Annotated in this window: 25 protein-coding genes and 2 pseudogenes; 16 read left to right on the forward strand and 11 right to left on the reverse strand. The window is 54.7% G+C overall.

Features of this window, described 5'->3' with window-relative positions:
- Window positions 1–99 precede the first annotated feature (99 nt).
- A pseudogene (locus ACYZTR_RS21135) lies at window positions 100–755 on the forward strand (oxidoreductase); the annotation flags it as partial.
- Window positions 756–916: 161 nt separating this feature from the next.
- Here the strand turns inward: ACYZTR_RS21135 and ACYZTR_RS21140 are convergent.
- The 4 genes from ACYZTR_RS21140 to ltrA all read right to left on the reverse strand — a co-directional run bounded on the left by ACYZTR_RS21140 (window position 917) and on the right by ltrA (window position 3,689).
- Entirely contained in the window at window positions 917–1,228 is a 312-nt protein-coding gene (locus ACYZTR_RS21140; RefSeq protein WP_461973625.1) for a hypothetical protein, read from the reverse strand.
- Window positions 1,221–1,520 carry a hypothetical protein gene (locus ACYZTR_RS21145; RefSeq protein ID WP_461973626.1) on the reverse strand — a complete coding sequence of 100 codons (300 nt, stop codon included), beginning with the start codon at window positions 1,518–1,520 and terminating at the stop codon, window positions 1,221–1,223. Before ACYZTR_RS21145 ends, ACYZTR_RS21140 begins: the two co-directional genes overlap by 8 nt.
- 313 nt (window positions 1,521–1,833) lie before the next feature.
- Window positions 1,834–2,166 carry a hypothetical protein gene (locus ACYZTR_RS21150; RefSeq protein ID WP_461973627.1) on the reverse strand — a complete coding sequence of 111 codons (333 nt, stop codon included), beginning with the start codon at window positions 2,164–2,166 and terminating at the stop codon, window positions 1,834–1,836.
- 230 nt (window positions 2,167–2,396) lie between these two features.
- Entirely contained in the window at window positions 2,397–3,689 is a 1,293-nt protein-coding gene (gene ltrA, locus ACYZTR_RS21155) for a group II intron reverse transcriptase/maturase (RefSeq protein ID WP_461972436.1), read from the reverse strand.
- A 731-nt stretch (window positions 3,690–4,420) separates the two neighbouring features.
- Here ltrA and ACYZTR_RS21160 point away from each other — a divergent pair.
- The 7 genes from ACYZTR_RS21160 (at window position 4,421) to ACYZTR_RS21190 (ending at window position 9,866) form a co-directional block, all read left to right on the forward strand.
- Complete coding sequence (locus ACYZTR_RS21160) at window positions 4,421–5,713, forward strand: tyrosine-type recombinase/integrase (RefSeq protein WP_461979822.1); 1,293 nt, start codon at window positions 4,421–4,423, stop codon at window positions 5,711–5,713.
- Window positions 5,710–6,354 carry a hypothetical protein gene (locus ACYZTR_RS21165; RefSeq protein WP_461973628.1) on the forward strand — a complete coding sequence of 215 codons (645 nt, stop codon included), beginning with the start codon at window positions 5,710–5,712 and terminating at the stop codon, window positions 6,352–6,354. Before ACYZTR_RS21160 ends, ACYZTR_RS21165 begins: the two co-directional genes overlap by 4 nt.
- Before the next feature lie 112 nt (window positions 6,355–6,466).
- Entirely contained in the window at window positions 6,467–6,709 is a 243-nt protein-coding gene (locus ACYZTR_RS21170; protein ID WP_461973629.1) for an AlpA family phage regulatory protein, read from the forward strand.
- On the forward strand, window positions 6,709–7,149 hold the full coding sequence (locus tag ACYZTR_RS21175) for a recombinase family protein (RefSeq protein ID WP_461973630.1): 441 nt from the start codon (window positions 6,709–6,711) through the stop codon (window positions 7,147–7,149). The genes ACYZTR_RS21170 and ACYZTR_RS21175 overlap by 1 nt, the downstream gene beginning before the upstream one ends.
- A 159-nt stretch (window positions 7,150–7,308) precedes the next feature.
- Window positions 7,309–7,890, forward strand: coding sequence for a recombinase family protein (locus ACYZTR_RS21180; RefSeq protein WP_461973631.1), 582 nt, complete (start codon window positions 7,309–7,311; stop codon window positions 7,888–7,890).
- Between the two features lie 2 nt (window positions 7,891–7,892).
- Entirely contained in the window at window positions 7,893–8,552 is a 660-nt protein-coding gene (locus ACYZTR_RS21185) for a helix-turn-helix domain-containing protein (RefSeq protein ID WP_461973632.1), read from the forward strand.
- Window positions 8,553–8,669: 117 nt separating this feature from the next.
- Window positions 8,670–9,866 carry a hypothetical protein gene (locus ACYZTR_RS21190; RefSeq protein WP_461973633.1) on the forward strand — a complete coding sequence of 399 codons (1,197 nt, stop codon included), beginning with the start codon at window positions 8,670–8,672 and terminating at the stop codon, window positions 9,864–9,866.
- A gap of 457 nt (window positions 9,867–10,323) precedes the next feature.
- On the opposite strand, the gene ACYZTR_RS21195 is transcribed toward ACYZTR_RS21190, so the two are convergent.
- The gene (locus ACYZTR_RS21195; protein ID WP_461973634.1) at window positions 10,324–10,728 is read right to left on the reverse strand and encodes a hypothetical protein; all 405 of its coding nucleotides are present in this window, start codon (window positions 10,726–10,728) and stop codon (window positions 10,324–10,326) included.
- Between the two features lie 47 nt (window positions 10,729–10,775).
- Window positions 10,776–11,108, reverse strand: a complete 333-nt coding sequence (locus tag ACYZTR_RS21200) for a hypothetical protein (RefSeq protein ID WP_461973635.1) — start codon at window positions 11,106–11,108, stop codon at window positions 10,776–10,778.
- A gap of 71 nt (window positions 11,109–11,179) precedes the next feature.
- Here ACYZTR_RS21200 and ACYZTR_RS21205 point away from each other — a divergent pair, with 71 nt between their 5' ends.
- Complete coding sequence (locus tag ACYZTR_RS21205; protein ID WP_461973636.1) at window positions 11,180–11,437, forward strand: helix-turn-helix domain-containing protein; 258 nt, start codon at window positions 11,180–11,182, stop codon at window positions 11,435–11,437.
- 257 nt (window positions 11,438–11,694) lie between these two features.
- Here the strand turns inward: ACYZTR_RS21205 and ACYZTR_RS21210 are convergent, their stop codons facing one another.
- Window positions 11,695–12,162, reverse strand: a complete 468-nt coding sequence (locus ACYZTR_RS21210) for a hypothetical protein (RefSeq protein WP_461973637.1) — start codon at window positions 12,160–12,162, stop codon at window positions 11,695–11,697.
- 322 nt (window positions 12,163–12,484) lie between these two features.
- Here ACYZTR_RS21210 and ACYZTR_RS21215 point away from each other — a divergent pair, with 322 nt between their 5' ends.
- The 3 genes and pseudogenes from ACYZTR_RS21215 to ACYZTR_RS21225 all read left to right on the forward strand — a co-directional run bounded on the left by ACYZTR_RS21215 (window position 12,485) and on the right by ACYZTR_RS21225 (window position 14,616).
- Entirely contained in the window at window positions 12,485–12,826 is a 342-nt protein-coding gene (locus ACYZTR_RS21215) for a hypothetical protein (RefSeq protein WP_461973638.1), read from the forward strand.
- Between the two features lie 310 nt (window positions 12,827–13,136).
- Window positions 13,137–13,732 (forward strand): annotated as a pseudogene (locus ACYZTR_RS21220) (site-specific integrase).
- 209 nt (window positions 13,733–13,941) lie between these two features.
- The gene (locus tag ACYZTR_RS21225) at window positions 13,942–14,616 is read left to right on the forward strand and encodes a DUF3313 domain-containing protein (RefSeq protein WP_461973639.1); all 675 of its coding nucleotides are present in this window, start codon (window positions 13,942–13,944) and stop codon (window positions 14,614–14,616) included.
- On the opposite strand, the gene ACYZTR_RS21230 is transcribed toward ACYZTR_RS21225, so the two are convergent.
- From ACYZTR_RS21230 to ACYZTR_RS21240, 3 genes are read right to left on the reverse strand one after another with little or no spacing between them, the layout of a single operon-like run.
- Window positions 14,606–15,640 carry a DUF2955 domain-containing protein gene (locus ACYZTR_RS21230; protein ID WP_461979824.1) on the reverse strand — a complete coding sequence of 345 codons (1,035 nt, stop codon included), beginning with the start codon at window positions 15,638–15,640 and terminating at the stop codon, window positions 14,606–14,608. The two genes, ACYZTR_RS21225 and ACYZTR_RS21230, sit on opposite strands and share 11 nt — an antisense overlap.
- Window positions 15,641–15,644: 4 nt before the next feature.
- On the reverse strand, window positions 15,645–16,784 hold the full coding sequence (locus tag ACYZTR_RS21235; protein ID WP_461973640.1) for an HlyD family secretion protein: 1,140 nt from the start codon (window positions 16,782–16,784) through the stop codon (window positions 15,645–15,647).
- A gap of 3 nt (window positions 16,785–16,787) precedes the next feature.
- Window positions 16,788–18,329, reverse strand: coding sequence for an efflux transporter outer membrane subunit (locus tag ACYZTR_RS21240; RefSeq protein ID WP_461973641.1), 1,542 nt, complete (start codon window positions 18,327–18,329; stop codon window positions 16,788–16,790).
- 184 nt (window positions 18,330–18,513) lie between these two features.
- Here ACYZTR_RS21240 and ACYZTR_RS21245 point away from each other — a divergent pair, with 184 nt between their 5' ends.
- Window positions 18,514–19,038: a transporter suffix domain-containing protein gene (locus ACYZTR_RS21245; protein WP_461973642.1), complete on the forward strand. Its 525-nt coding sequence runs from the start codon at window positions 18,514–18,516 to the stop codon at window positions 19,036–19,038.
- Between the two features lie 192 nt (window positions 19,039–19,230).
- On the opposite strand, the gene ACYZTR_RS21250 is transcribed toward ACYZTR_RS21245, so the two are convergent.
- Window positions 19,231–19,902, reverse strand: coding sequence for a DUF3313 domain-containing protein (locus ACYZTR_RS21250; RefSeq protein WP_461973643.1), 672 nt, complete (start codon window positions 19,900–19,902; stop codon window positions 19,231–19,233).
- 257 nt (window positions 19,903–20,159) lie between these two features.
- Here ACYZTR_RS21250 and ACYZTR_RS21255 point away from each other — a divergent pair, with 257 nt between their 5' ends.
- The 3 genes from ACYZTR_RS21255 to ACYZTR_RS21265 are packed head-to-tail and all read left to right on the forward strand — an operon-like array spanning window position 20,160 to window position 23,033.
- Window positions 20,160–20,756, forward strand: coding sequence for a paraquat-inducible protein A (locus ACYZTR_RS21255; RefSeq protein WP_461973644.1), 597 nt, complete (start codon window positions 20,160–20,162; stop codon window positions 20,754–20,756).
- A complete protein-coding gene (locus ACYZTR_RS21260; RefSeq protein ID WP_461973645.1) occupies window positions 20,753–21,397 on the forward strand; it encodes a paraquat-inducible protein A in 645 nt (214 codons plus the stop codon). Before ACYZTR_RS21255 ends, ACYZTR_RS21260 begins: the two co-directional genes overlap by 4 nt.
- Complete coding sequence (locus tag ACYZTR_RS21265) at window positions 21,378–23,033, forward strand: PqiB family protein (RefSeq protein WP_461973646.1); 1,656 nt, start codon at window positions 21,378–21,380, stop codon at window positions 23,031–23,033. The genes ACYZTR_RS21260 and ACYZTR_RS21265 overlap by 20 nt, the downstream gene beginning before the upstream one ends.
- The last annotated feature ends 14 nt before the right edge of the window (window positions 23,034–23,047 follow it).

Raw genomic sequence — 23,047 nt, forward strand, 5'->3', positions numbered from 1 at the left:
CGCTGCCTGTTCCGACGCAAAAACTCAACGCAAAGGAGGGTCACGAAAAAATGGACGGTACGGGCTGGACGCTTTGAGACGTCCAGCCGACTGTGATTACTTGCTAGTCGACGCAGCGAGTTCGGCGGCGCCAGCACCAACCTGCAACACGAGATGGAACTGGCCGGTGTGCGCGTCGTGCGCAACACCAGCGTCGACCGGGCACTGGTGGAACGCGAGCGACTGGACATGGTGATCGTCGCCACCGGTGCCGAGCCGTATTGGCCGGCGTTCGAACGCAGAGGTGAATTGCAGGTTGTAGATGCCTGGCAAGTGCTGCGCGATGAGGTGCAAAATCGGCCGTTCAGTGATGGTCGTCGACTGGCGCTGCGACTGGATCGCCCCGGCACTGCCGAACGTCTGGTGCGCGCAGAGCATCAAGTGCAACTGGCGGTCAACGGTACCCATGCGGGGAACACCTGCCGCTGTACGTGCACAATCAACTGGCCGGCGAACTGCACAAACTTGGCATACCATTCACGCCATACGCCCGGCTGTATGGTTGCGTCGACAACACCGTCTACCTGCAACACACCACCAGCGGAGAACCGATGCTGTTCGAAAACATCGACACGCTGGTGCTCTGCCAGGGCCATCAACCGGTCGACACCCTGGGCGCAGAACTTCAAGGCCTGGTGGAGTTTCGGCGCATTGGCGACTGCCTCGCACCGCTTACTGCCGAGGAAGCGATTTACGAAGGGCTGAAAGTCGCCTAGGAGCTTTGAGGCTGTTTCAACTCCGGGACTTTTACGAAGATCCCGGTTTGGCTCGCTTGGGTTTTGGCTCGGTCATTGAATTTCCTTGGGGTAGGCAGTCTCCTGCCAAATGACCGTTTATACAAAACTAATTACACCCTCCGGGCAAAATTTACGTGCGCTTACAACCAACCAAATCCTTTTCCCATCATGGCCGCCAAACCCAGCGCAGTAGTGATCAATGCGCTGAACAGTAGCCGAAAGTCTGTTCTGGTCTCTTTGCGGTGCTCTCGAAAATCCACACGAAGCTCACCAAGGTCACGTCGGACGTATTCGATATGCGTCTCAAGTTTGGATACTCGCGGTTCCAATGGGTTGTCTCCTGGGGGACCTGGTGGTCTTCGACCATTATCGTCACCACCACTCCTTTTGTTGCTCGGGAAGCGGTCGGGGTAATGCTCATCAAGGTTTACCAGCACAAAAGGCTCACTCATCGCTGCCCTCCGGACAACCGGTTTTGCTTCCCTGTTCGACGATTATATCTGCCAGTACATTGAGAGAATGCAGGCGTATAAATCCGCAATATTTGCAGTTAAGCATCACCGCCGGCGTGCCGGATCGTAAATACTCTTTGCCACGTGCCCAAGGCAACGCTACACCTGTTGCACCAGTTTGGAGTGGCAATTCCCACTCATCATGCTCACAGAATGGGCATTCGGTATTCTTTATTCGCTCTTTGAAAATTTTGGCTAACCGCCCTGTATCCAGATGAAAATCCCTAAGCATTGGCTAGCCCCGTGACATTCCCGATCTGAAAACAATTCTGAAAACCCTCTTTACAGTCGTAGTACATGGCTACCTCTTCCTTGAGGGATAAATCATCGATTAAGCGAAAAACCATAGGATGGTGTGTCACGTTCAGTTACTTGCGCGGCCAAGAAGACATTACTTAGGTCACCGCTGCAAATCGAATATACCCCCGATCAATCCCGGACGTATCTGTGTACGAAGTAAGAAGATTCGCTTCTTTGTGTCAGCTCAGAACTCTCTCCGTGAGATCCATCCAAGCAGTTCTTCTCGAAAGCTGACACACGTCAGCTCACAGATTTTTCTGCTGGGTTGGGTCGTCAGGTGGCAGGGTTAGCGGCTGTTCAACTGCTAGCTCCACATTACTTTCAAGTTCTGCTTGAGGCTGGAGGACTACCGGATCAGGAGAAGCAAAGAAACCCCGGACAATCCTTTCACTCAGTGAAAGGAGCCCAAAGGTGATGAAGCCAAAAATCAGCCCGACAACCACAATGCTCAACGGGTGGATTCGCACTGCATCGGGGCTTTCCAACATGTATTGAAAAGCCTGAACTGCAACCGCCAGGCAGGCCGCAACGGCTGCTATCAGCTTCACAGACAACCAAAGCCGTCGCCATCTGTTCATGCTATTCCCCGTCATCCGGTTATTTGCTCTGTATGCATGATAGCTAATGACGTGGATGCGCTTTGTTTCCTGAGCTCCGGAGTGGAGCCTCTCCGCAGCCCTCACCACTCGTCGCGGAATCAAAGCTCAACGAGACACCAGAATCGGCATAGGGGGCGGCCTTCATAGGCCGCTCCCCTGCCACACCACCCGGCATGCGGGTCCGCACCGGGCGGTTCGAGAGATTGAGGTTATGAGAGTCGCACCAGTCCCAGCCTGTCGAACCATGCCACATCCAACACTCGATTCAGCTCAAATCGGCTGTTACGCCACCAGCTACACGAGTTGGCCGCCACTTTCCGGGCCGTTTGACTGCTGGCTCCCAGCACCCTCAGTTCGCGGTAGATCGTCGGTCCACGCCGCCATTGCTTAAGCTGGATCGCTCGCAGTCGGTGTCGTATCCATTCATCAAGCTCTCGCCAGATTTTCGGTGTTTGTGACAACCCAAAGTAAGTTTTCCAGCCCAAGAGATAAGGGCGTAGATTTTCGACGACTTGTCGCAGACTGCGGCCACCTGAGCGACGGGTGAGTTCGCGTATCCGTTGCTTGAACTGCTTGCGCGCTTTGACCGCCACAGCTCTTTTGACGCCTTGGGGCGACGCCCAAAAGGCATATCCAAGAAACTTGCGACCAAACGCACTCGCCACCGCACTCTTGCTCTCGTTGACACTCAAGTGCAGCTTTTCATACAGACGCTTCAGCAAAGCCATTACCCGCTGCCCAGCCCTGCGGCTGCGAACATACACATTCGCATCGTCGGCATAGCGTACGAAGCAATGACCTCGACGTTCAAGCTCCCGATCCACTTCGTCCAGCAGCACATTCGCCAGCAACGGCGACAGCGGGCCGCCTTGCGGCGCCCCGCAACGGCTTTTCTCGACCACGCCATTGATCAGCGTTCCCGCATCCAGATACGCCCGAATCAGCCGGATAACCGCCCGATCCGCAATCCGCTTGCGTAAACGATCCATCAGAATGTCGTGGTCGACCCGGTCGAAGAACTTCTCCAGATCAACATCCACCACCACTCTGCGCCCCGAAGACACATGGCGCTGAGCCGCCAAAACGGCGTCCTGCGCGCAGCGTCCCGGGCGAAAGCCGTAGCTGTGTTCACTGAAAGTCGGGTCGAGTAGTGGCTGCAAGACTTGCAGCAACGCTTGTTGGATCAAACGGTCGGTGACCGTCGGAATTCCCAACTCGCGCTGACCACCGTCGGGTTTGGGAATGACCACGCGGCGTACCGGACTGGGCCGGTAGATGCCGGATAGAAGCTGTTCACGAATCGCCGCCCACTGAGTCAGCAGATGTTCGGCCGTCTGTTGAATATCCAGACCGTCGACCCCCGCTGCACCTTTGTTGGCTTTGACCCGCTTCCACGCCCGCTTCAGGTTTTCTCTCGCAAAGGCCCGATCCAACAGCCCTTGCCCTGCGTTGTCGGATTCATCTTGCGGGCGATTGACCTCGTCGCTGATGGGGCTTCTCACGGTTTCACCGCTCCCGTCCTCACATCCGCCCCGCGTTTGGCAGGCATCTGACTTCCGGTCGTTCGCATCAACATGGCCTATAACGCTTTCTCTCGTTCGGCCCTTCGTCAAAAAAAAAGACTACTACGGCCTCTGCTGACTTCTCGCTCCGGCTGGCGCCGTCGCCCTTTCAGGCACAAGGCAAGATCTCCCCAGGTAAGAACGCAATCCTTCCCCGCACAACCGCCGGATTTACGCTGCCTGACCCTTGACCACAAGAGCTTCGCGGTTTGCTGCCCGCTCGCCCTGATCGGCATCGCCTTATATCCGGTTCTTGTCCATCGGCTCACGGTTTCGATTCACGCTTCCTCCCCACACTCGGTCACCCTCATGCAGTTGCGCTTCACTTCGTTCGCTGTGGTCAGCTTACGGCGGGACTTTCACCCACAAGATTGCGCTCATGCTGGGCGCACAACAAAAAAGCCCCGTAGCTTATTCAGCTACGGGGCTTTTTCTATGTAATGGCGGAGAGATAGTCCTCCAAATACCTTTCCACTGCAATCTGCTACCGTCTTTCACCAAAAGCTAAAACGTAGATAAAACAAGGCTTTCAGCTTATCATCGTCCATCAACAGCCATTGGAGCTCAGCTAAAGCCAGCCTCCAAAGCATGGTCTAAAGCGTGGTCTGATAACGGAGAGCTTTGTGAACAACGCACAACCAGTTGCGAGACCCCCTCACAAGCCCTTGACGGTGAGGTCGATAGAAATGCATGTCAAAACTGGAAAGCCAGTTCTGGTCCTAGACGGCCGTGGCTTGTATTTGAAGGTGACCAAACCCGGAAGCGCACGGTGGGTATATCGCTTTAAGATGAGCGGGGTAACGCACGACATGGGTCTTGGAAGTCTTGCAGACGTCACCCTGGCTGAAGCGAGGACCAAAGGCGATGACGCCCGAAAACTCGTAAAATCGGGGGTGAATCCGCTGGAGGATCGCAAGAACGCTGAGGCAGCCAAGAAAGCGGCCAACGTTCAAGCAATTGCAAACCTCCGGCTGTTCGCTGACGAGGCGAGTGACTACATTCAGTCTCACCGCCACGGATGGAAAAGCGCTAAGCATGCACAGCAATGGGAGAACACCCTCAAGGCCTACGCGTACCCGACCATCGGCCAGAAGTCCGTCAAGGAGATTTCAACCAATGATGTGCTAGAGATTCTGAAGCCGATATGGAACTCAAAGCGAGAGACCGCGAGCAGGGTCCGAAACCGTATTGAGCTCGTCCTAGACGCGGCCAAAGCGAGAGGTTTTCGAACTGGAGAGAACCCTGCTCTGTGGCGTGGTCACCTGGATAAATTACTTCCTAAGCACAAATCCTCGGACGCCGGAAACCACCCTGCCCTGCCTTGGAAAGACGTACCTGCTTTCATGAGCACTTTGGCCGGCGAGCCTGATCTCAGCGCAAAGGCAGTTCGTCTCACCATCCTTACAGCCCTTCGCACCAGCGAAGTGCTCCAAGCAACGTGGGAAGAAGTAGATTTCCAAGCCCGACTATGGACTATACCCGCCGAGCGGATGAAGAGGCCGCGCCGCCATCGAGTCCCTTTGTCGCAAGCCGCGTTGGATCTAATGAATGAGCTTCCAAGGATTGATGGAAACCCTTTCCTTTTTCCGGGAGCAAAAGAAGGACGCCCTTTATCCAACATGGCAATGCTGATGAAGATCCGTGGCCTAGACGAACGCGAGCGTTTAAGTGGCCACGCTGGCTGGCGTGACCATGATGACGTGATAATTACGATGCATGGGTTTCGTTCGTCATTTAGTGACTGGGCTGCAGAGGCCGGATCATTCCCGGAATACGTAGTAGAGCAAGCGCTGGCGCACGCCATACCTGACGCGACAAAGGCTGCGTATCGACGGGGCGAACTACTGGGGAAACGCCAAGAGCTGATGAATGCCTGGGCGAACTACGTGGGTAGCAGCCCTTCTGATATCGTGGCACATCACACGCTGGACACCCCAACCCTCCCGCCGGAGAAAGATCAGTGAGAAAAGATCATGCTCTGCTCCAATGGCTTACCCTCGGCCAAGCTCTAGAAAGCCTTCAAGAAATGACCAAGCTGCCTACAACAGCCCAGGACTTAGTCAGACTCTGCGAGGAGGGGCATTGCGGCGCTTACGTCAGGATCAACCCTTCCGCCGGTAGATGCGACGAGGCCCAACAGGACGATGCGGGTGAATGGACGTTTGAGGTATTTGGCGCGGGGTATCAGCACGTTGCTAATCCAACACTCTTGCTGGACCAGCGAAAAAGTAAAGCTGTTTCGGTGCACATGACTGGGCCAGTCCGAACGGAACTGAACGCTGACTCCCCTGAAATTGAAAACATCGCTTGGGAGGCTTCAATTGAACCTGATGATCAATCGCTTTACTTCAAAACCTCGGAGATCAGCCTCCTTGCAGCACAAATCAATGGTGCTGATGATCTTGATCCGCGTGAACGAAAAAGCATTAACCAACTCATCGAGACGCTAGCGGAAATGGCAGGCCTGGACCTCGTTCACCCAGCCGCGGACATGATTACTATTCAAACAGCGACACAGCTTAGCGGTCATAAAGCCCTCAACAAAGACACAATTATCAAGTATCTAAAGCTGGCTAAGGGCTCTAGGCCTCTTGCTCCGCCCTAAGACTAATAGTCCCTAATAGACCTAAGCCGTTAGCTATTAGAACACCCCTACTGCTCTGATTTGTACCTTGCTCCCACACCAACCAACGCCACCGAGCGCCAGGGAGCAAGTAATGAGCAGTTCCACTCAGCAATTATTTCAGAACCGTCGAATCCTTCGACTTCCAGATGTTGAACTACGCAGCGGATTCAAGCGAGCTCACATCTACAGCCTGATCAGCCAGGGGCTATTCCCAAAATCCGTACGGCTTGGTCCGAGGGCTGTGGGTTGGGACTCCCTCGCAGTCGAGAAATGGGTGGAGGACCGCATTTCTGGCGAGTCCATCCTTCGCCTTTCTGCGGTGGGAGCAGTCTGATGACTACTATCGCTTATGTCCTCGCCAGCAACACTGATGATCAAAGTGCTTTCCTACAGGTTCGTGATATCGGTGAAGCCGATCACTGGTTCGTAGAAGACGCCTCTTGCGGATCTATCAGCGTTCTCAAGCGGCCGGTGTTTCTGAAGGCTCACAAGTTTCTTCGTAAAGGCGACACGTTTGTCGTTGCCACAGTCGACATCCTGAGCAGCAGCCCAAAGGCAGTGCTTGAGGCTTTGCAACTGTTGCAGAAGAAAGGCGTCTCGATTGTCTTCGTGCGAGAAGACTTTAACCTTTCCAGTACCTTGGGAAGGGCGTACTTGGCAATGCTGAGGTCCATTGTGAAACTGGAGCGCACCCTACTGGGCACGCATGGGGGAGCTCTGGCAACAAAGCGGATCGGACTTCCGGACGTGACCAGCTCTTACCCGGAATCCTGAATCGGACTGGCTCAGAGGGTGTACTTTTTGAGCCAGAAAATCTGATTCCCGCCATCAACGAAAAGACTGGGCTCCATAATGGCTCAAATCTGTTGTTTTAATCTGAGCTAGCACGTATATTCTGAGCCATATTTTTGAGCCATAGAGTGGTGCGCCCCAATGACAGTCTTAGCCTACGTCCGCGTCAGTACCGAAGATCAAAGCACTGAAGCTCAGCGCCACTCTATTGCCCAGCTGCACAATGTTGAGCACTGGTTTGCAGACGAAGCCACCAGCGGAGCAACGAAGGCAATACAGCGTCCCGGTTTTGCAGAGCTTTTCAAGTTTGCTCGCAAGGGCGATACCTTGATCGTATCTGCAATTGATCGTCTGGGAAGGGACACCATTGATCTGCTCGAAACAGTCGAAGCTCTGAAAGCCAAAGGCGTAGCAGTCGTCTCAATGCGGGAAGGCTTCGATCTATCCAGCCCCATCGGGAAAGCAATGCTCACTATGTTGGCCGCTGTCGCGGAGCTGGAACGCGCAAACATCAAATCCCGTCAGATGGCCGGTATTACGCGGGCTCGCGCAATGGGTCAGAAACTAGGCGCTCCAAAGAAGATCGACGACGGCGCCGTATATTGGTGGCGCGTAAATCAGTCAGCCACAATTCAGGAAACAGCCACACAGTTTGGAATTTCTATTGCAGCAGTTAAACGAGCCTGCGCCAGCAAATCCGCAATCAGCGTACAAGGGGAATGACTATGGCTGGCAAACAGAAAACACCAGACCAAGCCGCGCAGGCAGTAATACTGTGCGAAGCCGGGTGGACAGTATCCGCAATTGCAGAGCGTCTTTCGATTAGTGTGAGCACCGTCCAACGCCTGCTGAAGAAGAACAACGCTGTAGCTGGCGCTGGGACACAGGCTCTCATCGAGAAAGCCAGAGAGGAGCTGCTCACGTCAGCTTTTTCATTGGAGGCAATTCAGCAAACAGTAGCGGCGCTGGTGATTGATGAGCTGGCGCTGAGTCATCAGATCAGAACAAAGCTAGCAAATGCCTTGGAAGCCCTCGACCCGACTGATCCGGTTGCCTTCAGAGGGCTTGCCGCTGCATCAACAACGCTCAAGCTAACGCAGGACGTGACCAGGCGCTCTCTTCCTATCGAGAAGCTGAATCAGGCTCAGAATATTGAGGAGCTTCCGATTCTACAAATTCACATCATGACCGAGCAGGACGTGGCGGAGATGCGGGCAAAGCAGCGGCTAGAGGAAGCGGAGATCAATGGAGATGCTCAAGGCACTCAAGATGAATTGGAGAACCTGCGATGGATGGAAGGTAGACGACTAGCGCAACTAGATCAGACGGATCAAGACGACGACATTGTTTGTGAGGGGGTTGACTCACTCATGACCGGAACCTGACCGGCCATTCGTCAAACCCCTAGAAACAGTGTAAGTAATCAAACACCCTGGCGCCTCTGCCGGGATCACCAATTTGAAAATCTGCCCCGTGGATCAGTAAGGGCACCTGAGGCTGTTATGACGTTTAAGCATCAGAGCCCGTTCAAGGAAGGCGAGGTTTCACAAATCCTACAGAACCTGCGCGACAGTGACCGACGCCTTCACGAAGAAGAAATTGCTGAAAGAGACAAATTCCGAGCTCAGTTCGGGGGCGGCTGGTTTGCGAGTGTGGAAGCTGCGGACGCGCCCCCTGACCAGATGGGCAGTGCACTGTCAGCCCTGGACAGCTTGCTGACTCAACACGATGCACCAGCGAAACCGTATACGACTCTCTCTAGCGAGATCGACGAATCCATAACTCTGGAGCCCGGCCTGTTCGCGGGTGAGCCCTCATACACTCTCAAATATCCTGAGCTACATCCAGGGGACAGAGATACTCTCCCCTTAGATTTTGATTGCCCACAGCAACAGCTATCGACCGACGCCATTCATGGTGAATTCGGAGTAAATGCAAAAACAGGTCGCGCGAAACAGCGCAAACGCTCCCTCTGCACACCAGGCAGAGCGGGGCTTGTGGCCGGATTTCATTTTGGCCATGCAGAGCGCGTAGCAGCTATTAGTGAACTACACCCAGACCTTGACCAAGATCAGATTCAAGCACTGCTAAAAATAGATGCCTTCATTCAGAAACTGATGCGTAGCTATCAGGGGACAGGCGAGCTGCCGGACTGGGCAAAATTCGTCACCTCCGAGATGAAACAGTTCTTCCGTCTCTACGTGCTGTGCAGAAAATCCGACGCTAAAACGATCACCATCCGGCTTGATCACGATTCGGCTGAAGCTGCTTTGGGTGCGCCACGCGGTCCTGCTAACTATCTCGCTGAGATCATTAAGCGAACCCTCGCGAAACTGGGCATCGAGACGAATCTTGCCTTCAATCTGGAATTCAACCATACCGGCAGCACTGAAAATCATCCCGCACACATTCACGGTGCGTTGTGCATCCCGGACGACAGGGTGAAAGAGGTTTCAGAAGCTCTCAGGAACGCCCTGGCCGAAGGTTACAGGCAGCGCTATACCAACCTTGCGGTTCACGTTGAAAGCCCCCGGAGCGCGCATTGCTGGGCTGCCTACTGCATCAAAGAATACGACATCACCGCTATTAAACTGACAGCTGATCGAGGGCGAAAAACTCGCCCGGACTACGCCAATCAAAAGCTAACGCAGGAGGCAAAGGCTTTCTACGATGATGTTAGTGCTTGGCTTAGAGCGTAGTTGCGTGCGACCGGCGCTTTCAGCGCCGCCAACGACGTGCCTACTAACGCTCGTTAGATTCCTTACTGGGTGCAATGCTCGCCACGTACGAAGTTCCTCACGTCGTTATAAACGCCGGGGAGCGTATTCCTCGACTCTAAGTAGGTGACCTCGGTCTTGGCGCCTGAAACGCTTTTTCCCTTTACCACCGCAATCACAAAAGGTCCTCCACCAAAAGGCCGGTTGATTCCCCAAGAGATACTGAACTCGTTTCTCTCAGGATAGTAAAACGAGCGGGTCACGGAAAGGTCCTCGCAAGTCGTACCCGGTTCAAGTGAGTTAGTCAGCCTGTAATAGACATCGCCGACCTTTTGATCAACTACGAAAACCTGCTTCCTACCCTCTGTCTCAACGTCAGACTGACTGGTTGCACAACCCAGCATAAAAAGCGGAACGAATAGCGCCAGAATTTTCATGATCAGTTGGCAACTACTTTGGTGGTCATTGCGCAATTCAGCGGGGCTTTTTCCCAAGGATTATCCGATTCGCAGAATGACATTGGGCTCATGGGAGTACCACTCACAGACCAAGAGTTCGGTGGGGTCCGCTCGCGAATGTCTTGAGGTTCGATCAGCCCCGAACAGACCTTCTCCGATGAGAGAGCTGCGCCCTTTCCGCCGAATGAGGGACGAGTGTAGAGCTTAGCGTCATAAATTCTGACCACCTCAATGACTGCACAAGCGCTGTCTTTTTTCGATCCGCTGTTTATGAACTCGCAATGAGCTTCACCATTCATCTTGGCGCTGCAATTTGCTTTAACCTCGGCGAAAGCGACAGATGAAAGCATCATGGTGGATGCGGCCAGAGCTACAATTTTTAACATTCATAAATCCTTTTTTTTGGAATGAGGTACCGGTATTTATCTGGCGGTCAGGGCCAGTTAACTAGCGAGAACTGTTCGCGGACAGTGCTGCAATCGTCAGGGCTCAAGCCCTTTGATTGACTATCTGCGTTTTCACGGACGCCAGCCATGAAGATCGGCAGGTACGTTTTCTGATCTGCTGAGCCGGGCCTGAATCGCCTGTCCATCCAGGAACCAACTTGGCTCGCTTCACTGGTGACGCTAAACCCACAACCGGCTGCACGGCCAAGCATCACTGCATACGTCGTCAGCTTGTTGATGTCGGCATCTGAAGCTGCTTGTGAGTTGACGCTCAATGCTGTGAGTAATGTGAACGCAAGGATCTGGGGCTGGGAGATCATAAAACAGTCCTTGTTAAGGGCATCAGTAGGTTCGAAAAGCCAATGCTAATCACAGTATGTAGAATCGTAGTATGCATGCAGACACATTTGCAAGCATGCCTATCTCACCAGATCAATGTGCGCTCGTCGCAATCTTCGCCAACAACGTGCGCCGAAAAAGGCTTGAGCTTGGGCTATCGCAGGAAGAATTAGCGGAGCGCGCCGGGGTTCACCGCACCTACGTCGGGATGCTGGAAAGGAGTGAGAAAAATGTCACGATTTACAATATCTGGCGGCTGGCGTGTGCTCTTCAGGTCGAGGCAGCAGACCTTTTGATCGAGCCTAAATGATTAGTGGCAGAGGCTCTCAGACGCGGACTGGCGATCAGTAACCGACAATGCTACCGGAAACCTTGTCGCTCACATCGAAAAGTCTAGGGCGCCCTCTGGTGGATTACTGCGTAATTGCAGCGCACTTGACCACCCATTTGCATTGCCGCTGACCAGTCAATTGCACTTGTGCTGACCAACCGTTTGCATTCAACTTGACCAGCACACGCAGTAGTGACGACCGGCAGAGAACGGCCAAAAGCAGACGCGCCATTCCGTCAACCCCTCACTCCAAAAGACAGGGCACCGCAATACATCAAAGTGGAGCACAGGATCATCTGGGCGATCATGAAGCCAATGGTTGCTCCCAGAAATGCAATGCCTGCAACAAGCCATGACAAGCTTGCTTTCACGCGGTACCTCAATAGCCAAGCTGACACTCCTGTGCCCACCAACATGCCGGGCATGGAAAATAGGTGCCCAAGCACAAGCAACCCTTCGGGGCGAGCCAGGCTGAACATGATTTTCATGTAGATCAATAGACTCGCTATCGCTGCTGCTGTCGTTCCAGTGAGAAACAACGCGGGGGCTCGCAGGATTAAGCCCGGTAACAGCGTCGCGACAGGCACACTCAGGAGGTACCAGGAACCTGCGTACAGCGGATCGGCACCCATGCTTGCGTAAAGGAGAACGGGCGTGATTAGCAGGATTGAATAGGCAAGATCCTCTTTACGGCCAACTGTCATTCCCTATCCTCGCTCTCAGCTTCGCGTTTGCTGGAATAGCGTAGATGACGAGAACGCTTCTGCTCTGTGAGTCCAGTACGGGTCCGGTTGCTGCCCATCACGACCGACAGAGAACGGCCAAAAGGAGACGTTCGCAACGCAGTAGGAGCGCGCTTGCTAAATCCTTACACTTGAAGCCGGCGACAACAGCGTACGCTGCCTACCTACCCAACGAACTTAAAATCGGCGGTGGCGCGTTGCAGAATGCAACGCGTGCCCGATACTCTCCGAGCAGTTGTGGAGACGAACTGTTGCTTAATTGATCCTTCTTCAGGCCGTAAAAATGCAGAAACTATGGATGCGCTACTTGGATTTACTCGACAAGGATCTCAATACCAAGATCTTCGACAATTTCAAAAATATGGTTCTGTGCGCGCTTCTGTTCGCAGCGGGCACGAACGCGTTGCACAGTGATCACAGGTTTTTTATGAGTATCACTGCCACCAACCTAGCTGGGTGGGGAGTGATAACCGTATCTGGATTGCTGATGCTCCTGAACGTCAGTGATGGCATTCGCCGCCTAGCCCAACTCCGCTACCACCTCGTCTTTCAGCTTTTGATAGTGCTCGTCTACCTATTGATTTCCGCACGGGTGGTGGAAATGGTCTGGAACTTCCGCGCGTAATGAATGGAACGTTCCCGCCCCTGAGCTTTGAACTGACTCTTCTTCTGGGTCAATGGCTGATTAGATCACTTGCATTTCTGTGCTATCAACAAGGATTACAACGCAGACACCCATTTTTCGCGTTCATGAATTGGCGTAGCGCTGATCGAGTTTTGCCCGCTGCTTCTTGAACGGGTCAAAAGAAGACATTTGCACACCATTTCAGCCTACATGCGCCACCCTGCTACGGGTCGGAATGCTACCAAGCTCCGTGACTGATCCACCTTGTCTTCCCTTAACATCGAGGACAAACCTTGAAAACTATTGCTAGATACGTCCATTAGCCCAAGCAAAGCTTGTCGGGCTGAAAGCTCCGCTCCGCGTGAGAGATATCTGGGCCAACCGAGCAAGGCGCCCGCTTGCGATAGACGACACGAGATCTGGCGCTCTTGGCTCTCTTTAAATTGTCCATCAACAGCAAGCTGCTGCCTATGACTTGACAAAGCTGCGTGTACGAGACGTAGCTTAGGGGGACCTGTGGCATCACGGACCATCGTAATGCAGTAGAAAAACTCATCACCAGTGCAGGTCGAAATCACTGATCAAACCCGATTAGCACTGTAGTCTTGGATGCATCAGTCCGACCTCCGCAGCGAACACCCCTTAATATGTTGCACTTCTCAAATCATAACTCGACTTGGCAATCCGCCCGAATAGTCAACGCCTGGGTGGCAGCCATTGGCCTTGACCCAACTATCGGTACTCCCCCCGCTACTGAGAACGAAGGTATCGGTGATCTACCGCAGCACGAAGAGCCTGAGAGGCATTCAACTCCTGCTTGTTCACTCGAAGCTTGAAAGCACTGTCAGATACCTGGGAATCGAGGTCGATAATGCCTTCGAAATGGCGGTATACGCGGAAGTCTGATTTTTCCCTGCGACGCTCGAAGCTAACCGCTGTCTGGCGAAAGCCACTCAGTCTTTAGACCGTGAGCCCACAATTTTCGTACGTTGGATCTATTGCTTTCCTCCCTGACTAACTATGCTGTACCGCAGTCATTTTGGCACTCCTGCCAAAGATGGGCATTTTGGTTACCTGCTTAATGGTCGATGCTCTGTACTCATATAGGATTCACCATGGATAAATCACGCTATTGGCTCCCGGTTGCCGTTTTGAGCGCGATAATGCTCAGCGGCTGCGTTTCAAAGGTCACTAAAGTGGACCAGTACTCTGGTTACTTGGATCGTTATGACGTTTTGCAGTCGTCGATTTCTGCTACAGGCGCGCCGACGCTACGCTGGATTTCCCCTGACTTTAATCCTGCGGCATTCGATACGGTCGACTTCGACGGGTTGGAATTGTTTCCTGCACCTACGGCAACCGACCGCGTGAACATGCAGACATTCGTGCAACTTCAGCAGGCTGCCAACAAGGCTATTGTTACAGCATTATCCAAGCGATACCGAGTATCAAATACTTTACTGCCCTTGCCTCCCAATGCGCATCCACTGGTCATGAAAGCTGCGATAACCGGTGTGAGCGCCTCCAACGAGGGCATGAAGTGGTATGAGGTCATTCCCGTTGCAGCAGTAGTGGGGGGAGTGGGTGCCATAACCGGACACCGCGATCAAAACACCGAGTTGTACATAGAGGCCGCTTTACTCGACCCAGCCAGCAATGAGCCAGTGGCGAGAGTTGTGCGCAAGGTTTTTGGGAAAAAACTGGAAAACTCTTCCACTCAGATCACTACTGAGGACTTTACCCAGGCAATTAACGGATTGGGTACAGATCTTAGTGCGTTCATCCGTTAATTATCATCGAAGTCTGCTTTTCGGGACGTTGGTCAAGCAGGTTGATCATCAAACAGGTGTAAAGCGTGACGGCAAGAAACAAACCCATGCGCACGGCAAACGCCGTGTACACGTCCTTCCCCGCTACGCTGTCCTGCACCGACTGGCCCAGCAAAATGATCATAGTGATCAGGCTGTTGAGCCAGAACCCCGGGCTTAACCGGGTCGGACTTAGCCCATAAAGTTTGCGGGCCAGTATCAAACCGAATAGCAGCATCCACAGAAAAAACATCCACAGATGGACAAACAGGCTCAGCGCGCACCAGAACAGAACGGCCAACAGGCCGCCGAGCAGCGTCGAGCCGACCAGTTCGCGTCCGGCATGGCGGGCGGTTAACCTCGAACTCTGCTGACCGAGGCTGACGGCCTTCAGGATAATCGGCAGATAGCTGGCCGGATCGATCAATGCCAGCAGGAAGGTTGGTAATACGATCAAGGTTGCACGCAGCGCCACCCGACTGACTTCTTCTGCCGGCAGGAGTGGAGCTGGCGGCGGCGAAGGGGCGTTGGGCGGATCCGGGAATAACCCATGACTGAGCGCCACGACGACTACGGCGAGCAGCAAACCCTTGACCAGTGCGCCAATAACCATCGCTGCCAGATCGAATTCGGCGATACCCGCCGAAGAAATCATGGTTAGGCCAATCACGAGAAAGGTCATGATCAGGGGGCTGCCGCCGCGCAGGCCGAGACGGAAGGCCAGGAACATTCCGACACTGATCAACAGCACGCCGCTGACGGGGTAATAACGCAGGATCGGAATCAATAGCAGGCCGATGCCAGTGGTCAACATGGCGACCAGTGCAAGCGCCAGTCCGGCCTTGAAAGGCAGCGGGCGATTAAGCGAGGCCAGCAACAGCAGGCACAGCACCGGAGCCATAAAAGGAATCGGCAAGCCTATGCCGAAACTGGCCGTGAGGCATAGTGCCGTGCCAGTGGCCAGACGCAGCGCGCGTTGGTCCCCCGCCGTGCGCTGAGTAGACATCCCGTTAATAGGCATAGCTCAGCCAGCTCATGAACCCCACAAACAAACGGCCGAGCGGATTCAGAGGGTTGCCCTCAGAGGGGAAGGCCATTACCTCGGCCTGCCCGCCGGCACGGATACCTCGGCGGTCACGCAATGTGTTCAATGAGTCTGGCGAAAACTCGATAATCACGGGAAAACGCTGTGCCGGACGCAACCAGTCGCGACTGTTCTGCACACTTGGCAAAGTGCCAGGCGCGGGAGGCTGACCCACGCTGACGCCGTAGCCGACACTGCGCACGCGGCCGTTAAACACCTCGCCCGGAAACGCATCCAGAACAATCGAGACCGGCGTGTCGAGCATGACCAAACCGATGTTGTTCTCGGTCATGTCCGCGCTGATCCACACATCGTGGATGGCGATCAGGGTCATGACCGGGCTGCCGGCAGCAGCGAATTGCCCCGCGTCGGTGCGCAGATCCGAAATCAGTCCGTCCGAGCGAGCGCGAATCTGCGTGTTGGCCAGATCCAGTTCGGCTTTGGACAACACCGTGGAGGCACTGCGCAGCAAGGCGTTGTCTTCTTCACTGCCGCCTTCCTGCTCACGCGCGCGCTGCACTTCAGCGCGGGCAGCGGCGACTTGACTCAGCGCCTGTTCGCGGTTCGCGCGAGACACCTCTAGCAGGCGCACAGAAATAGTGCCGGGGTCTTCGCGATACAAACCTTCCAGACGCTGATTGTCTTGGCGTGCCTTGACTTCATTGGCCTGGGCGGCTCGCAAGCTGGCTTGCGCCGAGGCAATGCCGGCGCTGCTGGCACCGATCTGCCGACGTGTCGATTCAAGGTCGGCGCGCGCACGGTCGACGGCAATCTGATATGGCTGTGGGTCCACCTCGAAAAGGATTTCGCCGGCCTTGACGTCCTGGTTGTTGCGCACGTTCACCCGGGTCACGCGGCCTGCCACTTCCGAGGCGACCGGAATCACAAAGGCACCCACCCGGGCCTGTTGTGTATAGGGTGTGAAACGATCCGCCAACAGGTACCAAGTCAGACTCAGGAGGATCAGTAGTAGCACCCACTTGATGCCTTTTTTCACAGGATCGGCGGCCAGTTCTGGCGCCTGGGTGACAGGCGTCTCGGACGTGGGCGGTGCGGCTTCACTCATTGGTCATCTACCTTGTAAGACATTGGAACGGGGTGCAGTGGTGGGTTCTTCCAGCAGATCGCCCCAGTCGGTGCGTTTTTCCATTTGCCGGCGAGTCGTTTGATCAACTTTTGGCTGGGTGCTGTACCAACCACCGCCCACGGCCTTATACAAGGCAATCACATTGCTCACCGCGTTGCTGCGGGCGACCAGATAATTGTCCTGTTGTTCGAGCAAGGCACGCTGCGCATCCAGCACCCGCTGGAAGTCCGAATAGCCTTCGCGATACTGCGCGCTGGCCAGCACCAGCGAACGCTTCGCCGCTACTTCGGCCTCCCGCAGGATGCGTTCGCGCTCCAGGGATTTGATCAGGCCATAGGCCGCATCGTCTGCCTCGCGTGCCGCCTGGCGAACCTTGTCGCGGTAGGCCTCGATCAGCTGCTGCAACCGCGCATCCTGCACCCGCACGTTGTTGCTGATCTGGCCGTGATCGAACAGGTTCCAGCGCAGACTTGGGCCGCCGACTAAATCCAGATTTCGGGGCGTGCCACTGAGCGTGTCGGTCGACCAGACGATGCTGCCCAGCAAGGTCAACGACGGATAGAAATCGCTTTCAGCCACCCCGATCAGCGCCGACTGAGCGGCGACATTCAACTCGGCCGCGCGCACATCCGGCCGACGCAACAGCAAATTGGCCGGAACATCGTGCAGCACGGCGCGGTCGACCAGCGGGATCAGGCCTTCATTTTCGAGCAGTTGCGGCAGGCCGCCGGGAGGCTGGCCGATCAAAACGGCCAAGGCATTGCGGGTGCGCTGGATCTGATCTTCCAGGTTAGGGATGGTGCTAACCGTGCCCAGGTATTGGGTCCTGGCTTGTTGCAGGTCAAGTTCGGCTTGCTGACCGCTGTTAAACAGCTTTTCAGTAATTTCGAAGTTACGCTTTTGCTGCTTGGCATTTTCCCGGGCGACGCGCAAACGCGCCTCGGTGGTGCGCAGCGAAAAATAGGTGTCGGCCACTTGCGCCCGCAGCAGCACAAGCACGTCTTCATAGTTGGCCTGGGCGGCGAAGTAGCTGGCGTCGGACGATTCGATGGCGCGACTGAAGCGGCCCCAGAAGTCCAACTCCCACCCCACGTCGAACCCCGCACTGTGTTGCCAGAAATGGCTGTCCTGCGGATTGCTCCCGCCGGATTGCCTGCGGTTGAAGTAAAGACTGTCGGCACTGGCTTGCTGCAATTGCGGGTAAAGACCGCTTCGAGCAATGCCGAGTTGGGCACGGGCTTCCATGACGCGCAGGCCGGCGATTTTGAGGCTGGAGTTACGCGCATCCGACTCGGCAATCAAATGATTCAGGACCGGATCGGAAAATACTTGCCACCACTGATGCAGATCCGGTTTCAGTCCGCGCTGGCTGGATTGCTCAAGAGCTGGGCTACTCCAGTGTTTGACCCATGCTTCGCCAGGCGACTGAAAGTCCGGCCCTAGCCGTACGCAGCCACCAAGACCGAGTACGCCAAGCAGCATGAGCCGGCCTGGGCAAATCAGCAGGGTTCTAACTGGATGCATTGATGTTTTCCATAAAAAAGATCATTGGTGCATAGCCGCCCGTCAGGGGCGTGTAGTAATGTCGGTCACCGCGAGGGGTTGTCAATCTACGCTATTAAAATAGCATCTAAGCACTCACCTTCGTGCCCGCGGCTACTCTTCACGCACTATAAAATCCGCTAAAAAACAAATAAGGTAAACGTTCATGAATTCCACACAGGGTACAGTGACCCCGCATTCTGCCGGCTGGCGCTTCAAATTGGGAATTGCGATCATCTGTTTGATGGCAGGCTCATGGTTGTTGGTGCCCATCCTTGCAGCGACCGGTGTACCAGGGTCAAAGATCGCAGCATTTACAGGGGTCTTGTTTATTAGTAACAAAGTCTTGCTGATTTTGGTCATCGCCATTATGGGCAAGTCCGGCTTCCAACAATTGAAAAGCAGCGTGTTCGGTTACGTGTCAACGCTCGCACCCAAAGCCGACCTCGAAGTGGGACCCGTTCGTCATCGAGTGGGTATCGTCATGTTTTGCTTACCTTTGATTTCTGCATTTCTTGAACCCTACATCGACACCATTTGGCCCGGTCTTAGACCCAACCTTTGGCAGCTACAAGCGCTCGGCGACGCCTTGCTGATCGGTAGCTTTTTCGTGCTGGGGGGAAATTTCTGGGAGAAGGTGCGCGCGTTATTTATTCGAACCGCACGAGTTAGCACTACAGAGGTAGCTTGACTTGAAGGCAAGTTATCTTGCCCTTGTCAGCAGACCTCAGCACAGTCAGGCAACTCATTAAGTTGCCTGACTCCCGCGCGATGATGGGAGTCTGCACACCGAAGATGTGCTGACTCACGGTCCTTCGAAATGCCCTGAACAATCGAACAGCGCTCCTGAACCGACGCGCCACTGATCAACCTTTTCGCTAGACTACTTTCCTTTGAGCTTGACGTAAGTCTGATTCAGGTCGCTTGCCCAGCCGTCAAGCACCTTCTTCATATCAGTGGCTTTCATTACCTGACTATCATTTTCCAAAGGCGCTCCCGTGCCCTTGCGCACCACCTGCGCGACGATCTGATTGGATGCACCGTCTAGAAATACCGCTTCAGTCGCAATATTGGTTTCTTGATCCCGGATGCCTGAGGCGGTACTGACGGCTGCTGCTACTAGAGTAATTGGCAGCACCTCGTAGTACTGCAATCCTTGAGTTTTACTACTGACTGCGGTGATAGCCGGCCGAACTATGAGGGATTTTGGTCCGGGCGATGTCGCCACCGGCAAGGATTTCCCTAGTTCACGTTTCAGCGCCTGATCATAGTAAGAGGTAATACCCTGCAAAGTGCTTTGCGGTATTTTTTCGGTCGCTTGCGGCTTAGGGTATAGCTGGCTTGGCTCAACATAGAAACTGGTATACCGATTCAAATCGAGCTTGGGATCAATCCATCGCATAACCGGCACACCGGATGCAGATTGAGCCTCTGTGAGTCGGCTGTAGTCCTTCAGATAGCCAGAATACTCATCAGGCTCACTCAGCTTACTCGCACACCCCGTCATCGTTAGGGAGGCCACACAAAGCGAACTCAACAAAAACGCTAATCTCATCCTTTGAATCTCCTTGACTTTTGCGAGGCGATGGCCGGCTTAGTCACCATGGAAAATGAAAAGCAGGCAGGTATCACTCGTTCCCGATTTTTGATGATCAAGTACTAAAGCGGTACTGGTGTATACCAAAAATTCTATGGCAGGTGTTGCGTCGACTCACAGATTTACCCATTTTATTTAATAAAATTTGCGCATTTTTCTAACCGCTCTATATTGGCTTACCTCAGTATTCATCGGCTTTTTGACGAGTAAGATCCATGGCGAATTGTGACCACTTGGTCATCTGTGAGCATTGTGACTGCGTGTATGAAAAAGTCACCCTCGTCAACGATCAAACCTCCTATTGTTCGCGTTGCGATGGCGTGCTTCAGCGCTTTAACGGCCTGTCGGTGGAGCAGCGTTTAGCATTGACCTTTACCGCGGCGGTGCTGTGGGTTTTCGCCAATTTCTATCCGGTCATGACCATCAAACTGCAAGGTCTGCAAAGCAGCGCCACGTTATGGGATTCGATACTGGCCCTCAGCACAGGACCGATCACGTTTATTGCCATGGTGGCGGCGATTGCCATCATCATTGCGCCAATTTTTCAGCTGCTTTTATTAATATGGGTCTTGAGTTTCGCAGTGGTGAACAGACGTTCGCCGGCATTCAAGCCGTGTATGCGCTGGCTGGAAGCCCTCCGGCCCTGGAGCATGCTGGAAGTCTGCCTGCTGGGGGCGATGGTGGCGGTGTTCAAACTCGCAGGCTTGCTCGATGTGTTGCCCGGCATCGGCCTGTTTGCCCTGGCCGTGCTCAGCCTGATGATGATCCGCCTTGCCGGGCGCGATATTCGTGAACTGTGGGACATCCTATGAATGCGCCACCGACCGCCAGCGAACTCAACCTCTGCTTGTGTCATACCTGCGGCCTGGCCTGCGAATTGAGCAATCGTGCGCATCAATGCGAGCGATGTGACGCTCCGCTGCACTGCAGAAAGATCAACTCTCTAACCCGAACCTGGGCTTACCTGCTGGCGTCGCTGGTGTTTTATATCCCGGCCAATCTGCTGCCGGTGATGAACACCACTATGCTCGGCTCCGGAGCCGACAGCACCATCATGAGTGGTGTGCTGGAGTTTTGGCAGCACGGTGCCTGGGACATTGCCCTGATCATTTTCATCGCCAGCATCGCCGTACCGGGTATCAAATTTGTCGCCCTGACGATGTTGCTGGTGACCGTGCGGCGCAACAGCCAATGGGCGCGAAAGGAACGATCAAAACTGTACCGTTTCGTCGAGCTGATCGGCTACTGGTCGATGCTCGACGTGATTGTCGTCGCGCTGGTGGCAGCGCTGGTGAAGTTCCAGGCGCTGGGAGATATCGAGCCACGCGTGGGCATTCTATTTTTTGGCCTGGTGGTGATATTCACCATGCTGTCGGCGATGAGTTTCGATCCACGCCTGATCTGGGATAACCCACAAAACAAGGAGCAAATGGATGACGCTGCAAGCCACTGACGGGCCGAGAATCCCGGGCCAAGCCCCCATCAAAACCCGACGCTTCAGCGTATCGCTGGTGTGGATCGTGCCGATCGTGGCGGTGCTGGTGGGGATCTCGCTGGTGGTGCACAGCTTGATGCAGGAAGGACCGACCATCACTCTGAACTTCAAGACCGGCAGCGGTCTGACTGCTAACAAAACCGTGGTCAAGTACCGCAACGTGGTGATCGGAACAGTGTCCGACGTGGAACTGAGCGACGACCAGAATAGTGTCAACGCCACCATCAAACTGGTCAAACAAGCGGAAAGTTTTACCCGCGAAGACTCGCAATACTGGGTCGTGCGACCGCGCATTGGCGCCGGCGGGGTCTCGGGCATCGACACCCTGCTGTCGGGGGATTACATCGGCGCCGATATTGGCCAGTCCAACGTTAGCGCGAAAAATTTTAAAGGCCTGGAAAACCCGCCGCCGATTACCTATGGCGAGCCCGGCAAGCGCTTCACTCTGCACACCCAGAACCTGGGATCGCTGGACATCGGTTCGCCGGTTTATTACCGAAAGATCCCTGTTGGCCAGGTGGTGGCCTATGCTCTGGACGCCGACGGTAAAGGGGTGAACATCGAAGTGTTTATCCACGCGCCGAATGATGCCTACGTCACCGAAAACACCCGATTCTGGAATGCCAGCGGGATCGACGTGAACGTCGGCGCAAACGGGTTTGCGGTGAAGACCGAGTCGCTGTCGTCATTGCTGGTGGGGGGCATCGCCTTCCGTGCCCCGGAATACAGCCCCAACGATCAACCGGCCGGAGAGGAAAAAGCCTTCGACCTGTTCGAGGACCAGCAGACCGCCCTCGCCCCGCCCAGCGGTAAGGCGCAGTACTTGAGTTTGCGTTTCGATCAGGCCTTGCGCGGACTCAGGGTCGATGCGCCAGTGGAATTTCTCGGCATCGAATTTGGCAAAGTCGTATCGGTCAACCTCGATTTCGACGCGAAAAAGCGCAGCTTCCCGGTCAATGTCGGCATCGTGATTTACCCGCAACGCCTCGGTCAGGCCCACCTTAAAATGCTTGAGGCCTTAAAGCACGACCCCAATGACGAAGCTGCTGGCATCAAGCTGATAGGTACCTTCATCGAAAACGGCCTGCGTGCTCAGGCCCGCAGCGGAAACCTGTTGACCGGCCAGCTGTACATCGCTCTCGACTTCTACCCCAAGGCGGAAAAGGTCGCGTTCGACCCGACTGCCCGCCCTGTCACCATTCCAACCATTCCTGGCAGCTTGGAGCAGTTGCAGGAAAAACTGGAAAGCATGGTCAACAAGATCAATCAGTTGCCCATCGAGCGAATCGCCGGGAACCTCGATAGCAACCTCGTCGAACTGCGCAAGGGGTTGAGTCAATTCAACGCAAAAACCCTACCCGGTGTGCAAACCACCTTGGCGGACGTCAGCAAAACGCTGCAATCGGCCAGCTCGACCTTGGCCGAAGACTCGCCGCAACGGGAGCAGTTGACCCAGACCCTCGACGAACTCGGCCGAATGTCGCGCTCCTTGCGAGAACTCTCGGACTACCTGGGTCGGCATCCGGAATCACTGCTACGCGGTCGTCCCGATAATGCCGAGCCAATGGATTTAAAGGCGCCACCGCGCAACTGACCACAGGAGCAACA

The sequence above is a fragment of the Pseudomonas sp. Hz4 genome, from assembly GCF_054898165.1.